Origin of the sequence: Odoribacter sp. AF15-53 (assembly GCF_003479425.1) — a bacterium.
In the GTDB taxonomy this organism is placed as follows: domain Bacteria; phylum Bacteroidota; class Bacteroidia; order Bacteroidales; family Marinifilaceae; genus Butyricimonas.
In genome coordinates this window covers 18821-32061 of record NZ_QUHC01000011.1, presented here as the reverse complement: position 1 = coordinate 32061, position 13241 = coordinate 18821, and the positions used below count along the sequence as shown (strand labels likewise).

Below are 13241 nucleotides of genomic sequence, written 5' to 3'. Positions count from 1 at the left end.
GAAAGATATGAATTTACTGGAAGGGAAATTATTAGCAGAAGGTCAACGAATTGGTATCGTTGCGGGACGTTTTAACGAGTTCATCACGAGTAAGTTATTGGGTGGAGCTTTGGATGCTTTCAAACGTCATGGTGGTGACGAGGCAAACATAGATTTGGCTTGGGTTCCGGGAGCTTTTGAAATCCCGTTGGTTGCCAAGAAGATGGCCGAGACAAAAAAGTATGATGCCGTTGTTTGTCTGGGGGCCGTGATTCGCGGTGCAACTCCTCATTTTGATATGGTGGCGAACGAGGCTACGAAAGGAATCGCTAACGTGGGATTGCAAACCGGGGTGCCGATTATCTTCGGTGTGTTGACTACCGATTCTATCGAGCAGGCCGTGGAAAGAGCGGGAACGAAAGCCGGAAATAAGGGGTTTGAGGCCGTGACTACTGCTATCGAAATGATTAATTTGTTGAAGCAGATTTAATTTACAGTAAATCGGGAAGATATTACCGTCTTGGATTTGATCTGAGACGGTTTTTTATCAATAGAATTTTGTAGTTAGGTATCTAGGAGTTTTGTGATTTCATCCAGAGAGTATGTCTGGTTTTATCGTTTTGGGCATCCTTCTAAAGAATTGGCTTTCGCCGTTAAAAGATGTTCTATAAAGGCTTTTAAGCTTTTGCCTTGTGCTGTAGCCATGATAGGCAACTTTTGTAGGGGTTCTATTGGTAAGTCTATGGTTTTTCTTTTTCTCTTAAATGTAAATGTTGTCATGCTTTTCCCTGATTTTCTATGAAAGTATGAATATATATTGGGATCTCGTGAATGTAATCAAGGAAATTATTTTCTCTATGCTGTTTGAATTGTTAAAAAATGTTACATATTTGTAGTGCATATCTTATTCAGCGGAGCAGTGAACCTGCTCAATCTCAGTGACAGGCATTCATTTATCAGTTCGTCCTTTTTACCTGAACCCATTTTACCGCATCGGCAATGATTAATTGTCGTTTAGCTTCAATACCTTGTTTGGAATTATCTTTTTCGACGATACCACCTTTGTCGTTTAGAATAACCTGTACTTTTCCTTTAGGAAGGTCGAATATACCTAAAGAAATCCAACCCTCAGCTTCCAGATCGGCTTCTATTGTAATTTCTTTTTTAGCTCCGGCGTACTGTACGGCATAATGTAGCTTTGCTCCTGGGAAGGTGGAGCTGACGGGAGGAAAACTTACGGTGATGTCTTGATGGTAAAAGAAGATTTCATAGGTTCCCTCTTGGGAAATATCGGTTGTCCAGACTGCATTTCTTTTTCCATGATCGGCCAGTTTGCAATACGTGCTACGAATGGGGTTTCCGAAACTGCGGTGGGTTATCGTTTCGATCCATTGGGGGGGATCGCAAACAAGGGTATATTTTTTTTGTTTTGATTTTGAAGATAATAAGACTCTTTTCTGTTCCGTGGAATCTGTGAAATAGAATTTGTCGGAATCGTTGTCTACAATAATATCTCTGGATAAAAAAGAGGAACTATCTGTATGAAATATACCAATGGCTTTTTTATCCGCATTTTGATGAATCCCGTTTTCGTATTCGATATAATAAAACGATGGGATGTTTTGTGATAAATGGGTTTGTATGTATAATTGACTCGGCTCCTGCATTGTTTCCAAATAAATTTCATTACATGTTTTGGGAGGGATAATATCATTGCGCTCTATCAGGCTATTTCCCTCCATGTCGTGTGCGCCGAGTGAAATGATTCCCGGTGTTTGTGCCGTATTCCACACTTTATAATGGATTTGATATTTATTTTCTTCGCCTGCAATCTTTGCTGCTTGTAAATCTTTGACCACGAATGAGGGTAATCCTTTTTCTTGGTATAAATGATTTAATACTGATTGTAAATCCAGCAAATTACGATCGGTAAACTCTTCGCAAAACTGTTCTAGTTTTATTTCTGAGAACTGGAGACGAGAGGCCATATCATTGCAAAATTGTTTGAGTTCGTCGAGAGAAATTCGTGTAGAGAGATAAGCTTTTAAATATTGTGCTTTCAATCGAATCATTTCCCGCAATGTTTTTGTTGACAAGTTTTCTTCCCGGAAGCCGTCTTGTAAACATCTATTTTTCAGATATTCCGTAACGGCAATATACTCTTCGGTAAATTCGTTGTTTATCAGCATTATTTTTCGATCCTGTTGGTAAATCAAATCATTTAATAGTGTGTTTACCCCGGGATATTTGTCTGATGATATAAAGCTCATATAATCGTAGAACATAGGGGAAAGACTATACGTGCCTCCTAATAAGGGCATCTCGAAAGAACGCAGTGTATTTTTCTCTACTTGTGTATTCAATGATTCCTGGTCTTCCGATGGATTCGTTTTTCTGGCAACTTTTTTAGCGACGTTAAGGGGACTGTAGGCCAACGTGAAGAGTCTTTCCGGGAAAAATACTATTTCGGGTTGTATATATTCACTTCCTCCTTTCCATTTTCTCTCGTAAGAGGTGTAGGATGTCGGGCTTTCGATAAACATGATTTTTTTGAACGGGTAGTATCGTCCGAAGTTGGATTGTATCCTATTTTTGATTTGAGTGATTTGTATCTGTAATTGTTTGTCCGTTATTTGATAAGAGTCGAACATGAATTTATGTTTTGGGAAATAGTATAGTTCCAATAGAATGTTGCCAAGTTGCATTTCTTTTTTCTCGTATTTCCCGATACACAAACTGATTCCCGTGAGAGCTTGCTCGTTGACAAAAACGACACCTTTATCCGTTGTTTTCGAAATTCCTTGTGATAGCACTTCCCCTTCTTTTTTGTGATCCACGTTTAGGGTGAAATGAGTGAAATTTGTTTCGTGGGCATACGGAAATGCTATATTTGCGGGCGGTACGCAAACGGGATACCAAATGCATTCCGGGTGTAATAGGGTGTAGTTCTCAGTAAGAAAAGAATATTCTTTGCCAAATCTGAAGATCTTGTTTTGTCTTATTCTTGTTTCATTCGAGATTTCTTCTTCGGGGAAATCCAGATAACAAATGGCATCGTCAATTTTTCCATGATAATCTATGTCTAAGGTGATTCTTTCTGCCGGGGCTAATTTCTTGTGTAGAACAATTACTTGATTCTCTCTGGAATAATCAACTTTCAGTGTGTTTTCCTGAATCTTCGTCACGTGTAGGGTTGGGTTTAGATAAAGGATAACACGTGATAGGGTATCTTTATTTTGATTTTGCACGCTTAATTTACTTGTGACGGACATGTATTTGCCGTTTGAACGATAAGTGATGTCGTTCTGTATAGCTCGGGCTTTAGCTTCCGGCTGATAGTGTAAATAAGTTTCCCTGTACAATTCTCTCCGGTTTTCTTGATTTTGACAATCGTGCCAAGAGTAAAGGATTCCAATACTTCCCGGTAGGAAGAATAGAATACTAATCATGTACGTATTCCATTTGCCGGATACTTTGTTGTCAGGGCGTTGCCATATTCTGTTCCATAAGTATAAAAATCCAATTCCTAGTAATGTATATCCAAGACGTACCAATAAAAATTTCGGTAACGCTGTGTATCCTGTTATATCAGAAAATTGGTACGATAGGGTGTGCGATAAAAAATCAAATATCCCGAATTGTATTCTAGAAAAATAGAAATAATTGCATAGAAAGTAAATGATTAAAATTAGGATAATTAAAACTTGACTTCTTATCATTCGAGTCAGCCATAATGTAAATCCACTTATGAAAAATAATGTAGGTAAGGTTAGTGTAAAAAAATAGAATAGATAAAGTTCGATTCGAAATGGAGCGTTACTTCCCCATATATTTATAAGTGCACCTATTATAAGTACATAGAAGTTGATTTTGATAAATTCTTTAAATATTCCAAGAATCTTGCCGATACAAAATTCGTAATTACTTACAGGATGACATTGTAAAACTTCTATCGTGTATCGTGTCATACTTTGTTTTTCTCGCTCTGTACAGGCAAAGATGATTACTAATGTCTGTAATAGATTATACAAGTAAACATTTATGAATGGGAAAGAGGAAGGAAGGGCTATTTTATACCAAAATAGATTGTCACCTCCTTGGTTTATGAGTTGCAAAAACGGAATCCCTAAAATCGCCAATCCTGTAAATATCTGGAACAAAATACTCCTTCTCAATAACTTTGCTTCGTGGTTTGCGATTGTTATGATGTGATAATATTTCATTTTATAGTCGGCAATAAAGTTTGTGTGATATTATTGTATGGTTAATTCGTTTCTGGTCTCATTGGTATTTTTATGGACTTTTCTTTATCTTCTTGTCTTAGGAATTGATATAAGACGTTTAAAGTGTTAAGAAAATTGTAGTTTGTTGGGCTTGAATCGTCTTCTTTCATATATACAACATGATGCTTACTTTTAGCAATATTGATTTCTTGTGTAATATAACCAATATAGCTGAAAACTAATATGGTATCTTTGGCAAAAAGAGTTCGTATCGTGAAAGAACCTCTTAAATCAGTAGTTACTCCATTTTTGGTTCCTTTAAAAACAACTGAAATTTCCGATAATAGTTCATGTGAACCATATTTCCGTACCGTTCCAGAAATTTCTCGTGATTGAGAAATAGCGGGATTTGTTGTAATAATAAGCAACAATATAATTGCCATTATTTCTGTGATTTTTTTTATTTGCATGGTGTTTTAATTTAAAATTTGTACTGTACACAAACTTTGTACTCCTTTTTATAAAGACACCACAGGAACATAGAAGGGATGAATGAAATAAAGGAAATGTTTAATGGGAATGATTTTATTTATTTGTTAGGGGTGGGATAAAATAAAAGAGATCATTTTCATGATCTCTTTTATTTTAAGCTGTATAGCTTTTATTTTTTCTTTGGCATTTGTTTCATGCGTTGTTCTTGCATTCGTTGCATTTCTTCCAGTTTTTGTTGGAACTTGGACTTTTTCACGGGTTTTGTTTTGGCGAGTTCTATCTGGTGCAATAGTTTTTCGTCATTTACGAATTTCCGGATAGCCCATGTTTGAACGATGGTGATTAACGTGGCGATGAAATAGTAGTAACTCAAACCGGATGAATAACTGTTGAAGATGAATAAGAACATGATGGGCATGATGTACATCATTGTTTGCATCCCTTTCATTTGGTCATTTTGCGGTTGGTTCTTACTGTTATACCACATATATAAGACATTGGTAATTGTCATTAGCAAACAGAACAAGCTGACATGGTTCCCATAGAACGGGATGTTGAACGGCAGTGTGGCGATGGAATCGTAAGAAGCCAAGTCGGTAGCCCACAAGAAGCTCTTCTGGCGCAATTCGATTGCTCCGGGGAAGAAGTAAAAGAGGGCGATCAAAATCGGCATCTGCAAGAGCATCGGCAAACATCCTCCCATGGGGTTGACTCCTGCTTTCTTGTACAGTTTCATCACCGCTTGTTGGCGTTCCATGGCTTTGTCGGCGGGAATCTTTTTGTTTATCTCGTCAATCTGTGGTTTCAGCACTCGCATTTTCGCTTGAGACATATACGATTTGTAAGTCAACGGGAAAAGGACGAGTTTTATGATCAGGGTCAACAACAAGATAATCAGACCGTAATTGAGAGTTACATGATTTTCGAGGAAGTTAAAAATTGGAATTACCACGTAACGGTTGAACCAAGCAATCCATTTCCAACCTAAGTTGATCAACTGGGGCAATTCGATATCTTTACCATACTCTCTCAGGATAGGGTAAGAGTTCGGTCCGAAGAAAAAGCGCATGTCGTATTTTTCGATCGTTTTCCCGGAATAAGGTAATGAAACTTCTGCATCGGCTGTTTTCAAGAATCCCTCGGTCGTGTTGTTGGTGGTAGATATCAGTACATTTGGGAACGATTCGTTGGCGATAAGTATGGAAGAAAAGAATTGTTGCTTGAAGGCAATCCATTTCACGCTAGTTGGTAAATCTACTTTTTCGTCGCCGGTAAGTGAAAGGTGTTCCACGTCATTGTTCGAGAAGTTGTAGTATACTCCCGTGTAACGATTTTCGAAGTCCCTACTTTTCTCTAATTGTGGCATATCTACGCCCCAGTATAGGGTCAGAAAATTCGTGTTCGAGGCGATAACGTCATTCAAGTTGTAGGTGTTGATGTTGAAATCAACCATGTAAGAATCCGGGGCGAGCTTGTACTCGAATTCAAGATATTTGTTCTCGTCCACGTAAGCCCGCATCGTGAGCGTCTGCGCGGAGTTCTCCGCGATCAGTTTCTTTTGGTTCGTGCTTGGAACAAAGATCAAGTCTTCTGTATTGATTTGTTTGTTTTGTGCATAGAAATTCAACCCGAAGGAACTTTTATTTTCTTTCCATAGTATAAGCGGAAGAGAATCATGCGTGCGGTATCCTTTCAGGTCCACGTAGTCGATGCGGCCACCTTTGGTATTGATATGTAATTTGATTTTATCATTTTCCAGCGTGTACTCTTCGACAGGCAGGGAGTCTTGTTTGAATACCAAAGCTGTGGGGGCTTGTTGTGCATCCGCGTTTTGCTGTTGTTGTGCGAAATCGGCCTGACGTTCTTTCTCCAATGCGGCGGCTCTTTGAGCTTCGACTCTTGCGATGGAGTCCCGGACATGCATGGCCTTCATTTCCTCTTTAGAAGGACTCATGAAATAGGAGTAGCCGATCAGTATGAGCGCGATGACAACTAAACCGGTTATTGTATTTCTATCCATATTTTTATTTTAGGTTTTAGATTTATGATTTTAAATTGAATATCGCATACGCGATGTTCTATTTGTTTTTTTTTTATATTTATGACAAACAAGCTTTTACAAATGCCACGAATAAAGGGTGCGGGTTGGTTACCGTGCTCTTGTATTCGGGGTGGAACTGGGTGCCTACGAACCATTTGTGAGTCGGGATTTCCACGATTTCGGTTAATCCCGTGTCCGGATTAACTCCTGTTGTGATCATTCCTGCTTGTTCAAATTGTTCGGTGTATTTGCTGTTGAACTCGTAACGATGACGATGTCTCTCTTCAATTTCCTTAACCCCATAAGCATCGCAGGCTTTAGAGCCTTCTTTCAGCACGCATTTGTAGGCTCCCAGACGCATGGTACCACCTTTATCGGTTACTTCTTTTTGCGATTCCATGAGATCTATAACAGGATATTTTGTTTTGGGTGCCATTTCAGTCGAATCAGCTCCTTCCAGATGCAACACGTTGCGGGCGTATTCGATAACTGCCATTTGCATGCCGAGACAGATTCCGAGGAACGGGATGTTGTTCGTGCGGGCGTATTCGATGGCGAGCAGTTTTCCCTCGATACCCCGTTGCCCGAATCCGGGAGCCACGAGTATTCCATCTACATTTTTGAATACATCACACACGTTTTCCACGTTGATGTCGTGAGCGCTATGTACCCATTTGATATTGACCTTACAATCATTGGCTGCGCCGGCATGGATGAATGATTCCACGATAGATTTGTAGGCATCGTGTAATTCTACGTATTTCCCGACAAGAGCGATGGTTACTTTCCGGTTATAATTTTTGAACTTGTACAAGAAGCGTTCCCATGATTCCAAGTCCGGTTCGTGTTTAAGTGGTAGGCCGAGCTGTGAAAGTACGATCTCGTCTAATTTTTCTTCCCGCATTTTGATGGGTACCTTGTAAATTGTATCCACGTCGATGGATTGGATCACGGCTTTCGGGTCAACATTGCAGAAAAGGGCCACTTTTCTCCGGAGGTCAGACCCCAGTTCGTGTTCTGTGCGGAGCACGATGATATCCGGTTGTACCCCGTTTTCCAAAAGGGCTTTCACGGAGTGTTGCGTGGGTTTGGTTTTTAATTCGCCTGAAGCGGTTAGGTAGGGAACTAGCGTCAGGTGTATGAATACGGATTTCTCTCCGAGTTCCCAGCGTAACTGACGAACGGCCTCGATAAACGGTAAAGATTCGATGTCTCCCACAGTCCCCCCGATTTCCGTGATGACCACGTCGTAATCGCCCGTGTTACCAAGTAGTTTTATATTTCGTTTGATTTCATCCGTGATGTGCGGGATGATTTGCACTGTTTTTCCCAAGTAATCTCCACGACGTTCTTTCGTGATAACGTTTTGGTAAATACGCCCCGTCGTGATGTTGTTGGCTTGTGATGTCGGGATATTCGTGAACCTTTCGTAATGCCCCAAGTCCAGGTCGGTTTCCGCACCGTCGTTAGTCACGTAGCATTCGCCATGTTCATAAGGGTTTAAGGTTCCGGGATCGACATTAATGTACGGGTCTAATTTTTGGTTTGCAACTTTGTAACCTCTTGATTGAAGCAGTTTTGCTAATGAGGAGGCTATGATTCCTTTTCCCAAAGAAGAAGCAACTCCACCCGTAACGAAAACATATTTTGTTGACACGATATAAATATTTTATAATTATTTCTATATTCTACATCCAACAGTTTGAAAATACCTGAACTATTTGTTATCCAATGAATAACAATCAAATGATACAAGTATGTTGAAACTTAACGACAAAAGTAAGAAAAAATATCATACAAACATAAAAAGAGGCACTTTTGAAGCGCCTCTTTTTTATGTTTGTTTTTCGTTTAAATCATTCCGTCGATGAGTTTCAGTTTTTCCTGCATCAAGGCTAACTTGTGACGGGCACTCTCTATCTTGTTCGAGAATTCCCGGATCAAGCTCTCGGAATTGCTTGATTTGGAGAAGAATCCGATGTTGTTCTCCCAAGCATGTAAGTCTGTTTCCAGTTGCTTGATTTTGTTTACTAGTTTTTCTCTTTCCTGGATGATCTTGCTATCCTTGTCGTCACTGTTGTCGAAAGTGTTGATTTTGGATTTGAATCGTTCTATATTTTTATCGAATTCATCAATATCAAGCTGGTCAAAATGATCGTTGATTAATTTCCGGAATTCACTTTGCACGGCCTCTTTCTCCCTGATTGGAACGAATCCGATTTCAGCCCAGCGAGCCTGGAAAGCTTTCAGCGCCTCGATGTCTTCATCATTGTTGCCGGTCTTTTGGAAATTACGGACCTCTTCAATCAGGGCTCTTTTTGATTCAAGATTCTTTTCTTGATCGGAAGAGACGTGTTTGAATTGGGCGGATTTATTGTCAAAGAAATAATCACAGGCTGTACGGAAACGATTCCATATTTTGTTGGATATCTTTTTCGGAACCGGTCCGATGTTTTTCCATTCTCTTTGGCATTCGATGATCTTGTTGGTTGTTGAACGCCAGTCGGTACTGTCTTTCAGAGCCTCTACCTTTTCGCAAAGAGCAATTTTCTTGGCTAGGTTCTGGTTTTGCAATGCCTGTATTTCTGCGTAATATTGTCGTTTCTTCTCAAAGAATGCGTCGCATGCCGATCTGTAACGTTTGTACAAGCGGTTGCGTTCCTTGATTGGAATTGTTCCCGCGTGTTTCCATTCGTTTTGCAGGGCGAGTACGGTGTCCGTGGCTTCGTTCCATTCCGATAATTTTCCGAAAGTGACGGTTGCGTAATTTTCCAACTTCAGACAAATTTCTTCTTTAATCTTTAAGTTGTTGTCTTGTTCTTCCCGAAGGGTCTCGAAGAAACGGTGGTAAGCGTTATTAATTTTATCGGTAACTTCCTTGAAACGGTTCCAAGTTTCTTCCTGCACGTCTTTGGATACAGGGCCGATCTCTTTCCATTGAGAATGGAGGGATTGTAATTGACGGAAAGCGTTTCCGACATTGTTATCTTCGAGTAGAGCGGTCGCCTGTTCGATTAAAGCGTTCTTGGCATCCAAATTTTTCTTTAAATCGAGATCGCGCAATTCTTTGTTGATTTTAATATAGTTGAAGAAGTTTTCCACGTGATGGTGATAAGTTTCGAGCAAGTCTCCCGCTTGTGCTTGCGGAACCATACCCGTGTTTCTCCATCTCTCTTGTAGGCTTCTAAAGTCTTGATATGTTTTGTTTAACGATTCCTCGTGTTGGATCAACTCTTTCAGTTCTTCGATGATCTGGAGTTTTTCTTTCAAGTTTTGTTCTTTTTCGCCTTCTAGTTTCTTGTAAAACTCTGACTTTTTTTCACGATAGATCCTGTACACGCTATAAAAACGTTCTTTCGAATTATCTTGGTAGTCGAATGCTTCAGCCGGGTTCCCGCCTTGGGTGAACTCTGCCAGAGCCTTGTCATACTCTTTTTGATACTGTGCCTCGAAAACTTGGGGTAGGTTATCCAGCACCTTCAGGCGTTGCACGGGGAAGTCTTCGATCAATGCTTTCATGTGAGAGATGATCTCTTCCGTGTTAAAACTAGAAAAATCCCATGTTGGAACTTCCTTTTCGGGGGCTTTCTCTATCGGTGTAGGTTGACCCTGAACTGAAACCTCGTTTTGAGTTTCATCATTTAAAGTATCCGGAGAAATTGCTTCGTTGTTATTCAACTCTTCGGCTTGTTGTAGGTTTTCTTGCTCCATGGCTATTCGTATTTTACGCATTCAACTCACGAAAATAATGATTTATTCTGACACTGCCAATTTATAATGATTAAAAAAAACAGGAGGAGCTTCTTTTTGGATTTCAATTGCAAAGCATGTATCTTTGACCATTATAATTGGACGCTTATGTTTTCGTATATTCTGTATGCTATTGTCTGGTTGATTAGTTTCCTGCCATTCAGGGTACTTTATCTTATAGCCGACTTTAATTATTTGTTGCTTTATTACGTGCTTCACTACCGTCGCAAGGTGGTGCGGACGAATTTGTGTAACTCTTTCCCGGAAAAAAGCTTACGGGAGATTGTGGCAATCGAGCGGAAATATTATAAACATCTGGCGGATTTAACGATCGAGTTGTACAAGTTGTGGCATGTGTCCGAGGCTACCATCCGGAAGCGCTGCGTGTTTAAAAATACAGCTTTGCCGCAATCTTATTTTGACGAGGGGAGGAGTGTGATCGGGGTGTTGGGGCATTACGGGAATTGGGAGTGGATGTCTTCGTATAGTTTATGGGAAACAGACGCGGATTTTCTAGCTTTATACAAGCCGATTCGTAATAAGGTGACCAACAGGATGATGCAACAGATTCGATCTCGATTCGGTGCGGTGCTTGTGGCTAAAGATGACACCTTGCGGGTGATAGCCCGTTATCGTTCGGAAAATCGTTTGTTTTTGGCTGGTTTTATTGGGGATCAGACTCCGAACGGGCATAATTTGAATTTCTGGACACAATTTTTGAATCAAGATACTCCCGTTTTGCTTGGTACCGAGAAGATTGCAAGAAAATATAATATCCCGGTGGTTTCGGTGCGCATGCGTAAAGTGAAACGCGGGTATTACGAGGTGGAATTCGTGGATGTATGCGCGAATCCGGCAGAATTGCCGCAGGGGAAAATAACGGAAATGCATACCCGGTTATTGGAGTCTTTTATAAAAGAAGAACCCCAGTATTGGTTGTGGTCGCATAAGAGGTGGAAACACAAGAAAGATAAACGTTAAAAGCTAAAAGTTGGATTTATATTAAAGTTTAGAATTTAGAGTTTAACGTGAAAAAAAGCGTTCATCTTGTGTGATTGGATGCTAAAATCATTAAATCTAAAATTGATAAATGGGAAAGCGGGTTGCGGTAATTATATTGAATTGGAACGGGGAGAAGTTATTGCGGGAATTTCTGCCTTCTGTCGTGAGGAATACCAACGTGGAGTTGGGGCATGTCGTGGTGGTGGATAATCATTCTACGGACGGTTCGTGGGAATGTTTGGAGAAAGAATTTCCGGAAGTAGAACGTGTCTTGTTCGAGGAGAATTTTGGATTTGCCGGGGGATATAACCGGGCGATCGAGATGATCGAGGCCGAGTATGTCGTGCTTTTAAATAGTGACGTGGAGGTGGCTCCCGGTTGGTTGGAGCCGTTGGTGGAGGCGTTGGATCGGGATGATAAAGTGGTGGCCGTGCAACCGAAGATTTTAGCTTACCGGGAAAAAGACAAGTTCGAATATGCCGGGGCGGCAGGGGGATATATTGATTACCTGGGATTCCCGTTCTGTCGCGGACGAGTGTTGGATACCACGGAGCGGGATACCGGACAGTATGATGACGAGGTGGAAGTTTTTTGGGCGACGGGAGCGGCGTTGTGTATCCGGCGGGAGCGGTATCGGTCGGCCGGGGGGCTGGATGAAGCTTTTTTTGCCCACATGGAGGAGATTGACCTTTGTTGGCGGTTAAAGAATAAAGGAGGAGTGCTGAAAGCGGTTCCGACGTCAGTCGTGTATCATTTTGGGGGAGGTTCTTTACCGATGAATCACCCGCGCAAGTTGTTTCTGAATTACCGGAATAATTTGTTGATGTTGCATAAGAATCTGGATGAAAAGCAACGGGGGAAGGTGTTCTTTATCCGCGGTTTGCTGGATATGATGGCGGCGGGCTTGTTTCTGTTGAAAGGAGAGTTCTCGAATACTCGTTCCGTTATCCGGGCATACAAGGCTTACCATAGAATGAAAAAGGAATACAAGGGGCCGGAGAGTCCTGTGAATGTTACCGGGATATACCAACGGAGTGTTGTCTTGGATTACTTTTTACGTGGCAAAAAGAAGTTCTCGGATTTGAATTTTAAATAGTGCTTGAATAAACCTTTGACATAAAATATTGTCATAGGATGGAAGACCTTAATGATAGAGTAGGGGAAAATGAACGAGAATAACGATGAAGATATAGTAAGATTGTTTCATTCCGAGCATGGAGAGGAAAGGGCTTTTCGGATGCTTGTAGAAAAGCATAGTGAAAGGCTTTACTGGCATATTCGGAAAATCGTGATTAATCACGATGATAGCGATGACGTCCTTCAGAACACTTTTGTCAAGATTTGGCGAGGACTGCGGGAGTTTCGTTACGAGGCTAAATTGTTCACGTGGATGTACCGGGTGGCAACGAATGAAGCGATCAATTTTTTGAACGAGAAGCGCCGGAAAACATTCGGTAACTCGCAAGAAATTACTCCAATGCTTGAAAATCAGTTGGAGAGTGATTGTTATTTCTGCGGGGATTCGATCCAGCGGGAATTACAGAAAGCCGTGTTAAAGTTACCGGAACGGCAACGCTTGGTATTTAACATGAAATATTTTGACGATATGAAATATGAAGATATTGCCGAGGTGTTGGATGTAGCAGTAGGGACATTGAAGGCAACCTATCATAATGCGGTGAAGAAAATCGAGGAAAGTTTAAAGATTTCCGATACTTTGCCCACGTTCGAGTAATTATTTGGCAACGAGTAAA

At 40.7% G+C, this 13241-nt stretch carries 10 protein-coding genes; 4 read left to right on the top strand and 6 right to left on the bottom strand.

The window, feature by feature from the left end; all coding sequences use genetic code 11:
• The first annotated feature begins 7 nt into the window (after nt 1-7).
• A complete protein-coding gene (gene ribE / locus DWW52_RS17340; RefSeq protein ID WP_118716736.1) occupies nt 8-469 on the top strand; it encodes a 6,7-dimethyl-8-ribityllumazine synthase in 462 nt (153 codons plus the stop codon).
• Between the two features lie 122 nt (nt 470-591).
• Here the strand turns inward: ribE and DWW52_RS21070 are convergent, their stop codons facing one another.
• The 6 genes from DWW52_RS21070 to DWW52_RS17315 all read right to left on the bottom strand — a co-directional run bounded on the left by DWW52_RS21070 (nt 592) and on the right by DWW52_RS17315 (nt 10446).
• Nucleotides 592-759: a hypothetical protein gene (locus DWW52_RS21070; RefSeq protein ID WP_158582651.1), complete on the bottom strand. Its 168-nt coding sequence runs from the start codon at nt 757-759 to the stop codon at nt 592-594.
• A 176-nt stretch (nt 760-935) separates the two neighbouring features.
• Nucleotides 936-3428 carry a hypothetical protein gene (locus DWW52_RS17335; protein ID WP_118716734.1) on the bottom strand — a complete coding sequence of 831 codons (2493 nt, stop codon included), beginning with the start codon at nt 3426-3428 and terminating at the stop codon, nt 936-938.
• A gap of 815 nt (nt 3429-4243) precedes the next feature.
• Entirely contained in the window at nt 4244-4672 is a 429-nt protein-coding gene (locus DWW52_RS17330; protein WP_118716732.1) for a carboxypeptidase-like regulatory domain-containing protein, read from the bottom strand.
• Nucleotides 4673-4863: 191 nt separating this feature from the next.
• Nucleotides 4864-6714 carry a membrane protein insertase YidC gene (yidC, locus tag DWW52_RS17325; protein WP_118716730.1) on the bottom strand — a complete coding sequence of 617 codons (1851 nt, stop codon included), beginning with the start codon at nt 6712-6714 and terminating at the stop codon, nt 4864-4866.
• 79 nt (nt 6715-6793) lie between these two features.
• Nucleotides 6794-8401, bottom strand: coding sequence for a CTP synthase (locus DWW52_RS17320; RefSeq protein ID WP_370449531.1), 1608 nt, complete (start codon nt 8399-8401; stop codon nt 6794-6796).
• A 185-nt stretch (nt 8402-8586) separates the two neighbouring features.
• Nucleotides 8587-10446: a DUF349 domain-containing protein gene (locus DWW52_RS17315; RefSeq protein ID WP_118716727.1), complete on the bottom strand. Its 1860-nt coding sequence runs from the start codon at nt 10444-10446 to the stop codon at nt 8587-8589.
• 147 nt (nt 10447-10593) lie between these two features.
• Here DWW52_RS17315 and DWW52_RS17310 point away from each other — a divergent pair, with 147 nt between their 5' ends.
• From DWW52_RS17310 to DWW52_RS17300, 3 genes are all read left to right on the top strand, one after another.
• Nucleotides 10594-11466, top strand: a complete 873-nt coding sequence (locus DWW52_RS17310) for a lysophospholipid acyltransferase family protein (protein WP_118716887.1) — start codon at nt 10594-10596, stop codon at nt 11464-11466.
• A 109-nt stretch (nt 11467-11575) separates the two neighbouring features.
• Nucleotides 11576-12583: a glycosyltransferase family 2 protein gene (locus DWW52_RS17305; RefSeq protein WP_118716726.1), complete on the top strand. Its 1008-nt coding sequence runs from the start codon at nt 11576-11578 to the stop codon at nt 12581-12583.
• 69 nt (nt 12584-12652) lie between these two features.
• On the top strand, nt 12653-13222 hold the full coding sequence (locus tag DWW52_RS17300; RefSeq protein WP_118716725.1) for an RNA polymerase sigma factor: 570 nt from the start codon (nt 12653-12655) through the stop codon (nt 13220-13222).
• Nucleotides 13223-13241 lie beyond the last annotated feature (19 nt).

Bases quoted from the DNA above. Each gene is read 5' to 3' on its own strand.
- DWW52_RS17310 (WP_118716887.1), top strand. From the start codon at position 10,594: ATGTTTTCGTATATTCTGTATGCTATTGTCTGGTTGATTAGTTTCCTG.
- DWW52_RS17330 (WP_118716732.1), bottom strand. From the start codon at position 4,672: ATGCAAATAAAAAAAATCACAGAAATAATGGCAATTATATTGTTGCTT.
- DWW52_RS17335 (WP_118716734.1), bottom strand. From the start codon at position 3,428: ATGATTAGTATTCTATTCTTCCTACCGGGAAGTATTGGAATCCTTTAC.
- yidC (WP_118716730.1), bottom strand. From the start codon at position 6,714: ATGGATAGAAATACAATAACCGGTTTAGTTGTCATCGCGCTCATACTG.
- ribE (WP_118716736.1), top strand. From the start codon at position 8: ATGAATTTACTGGAAGGGAAATTATTAGCAGAAGGTCAACGAATTGGT.
- DWW52_RS17305 (WP_118716726.1), top strand. From the start codon at position 11,576: ATGGGAAAGCGGGTTGCGGTAATTATATTGAATTGGAACGGGGAGAAG.
- DWW52_RS17300 (WP_118716725.1), top strand. From the start codon at position 12,653: ATGAACGAGAATAACGATGAAGATATAGTAAGATTGTTTCATTCCGAG.
- DWW52_RS21070 (WP_158582651.1), bottom strand. From the start codon at position 759: ATGACAACATTTACATTTAAGAGAAAAAGAAAAACCATAGACTTACCA.
- DWW52_RS17315 (WP_118716727.1), bottom strand. From the start codon at position 10,446: ATGGAGCAAGAAAACCTACAACAAGCCGAAGAGTTGAATAACAACGAA.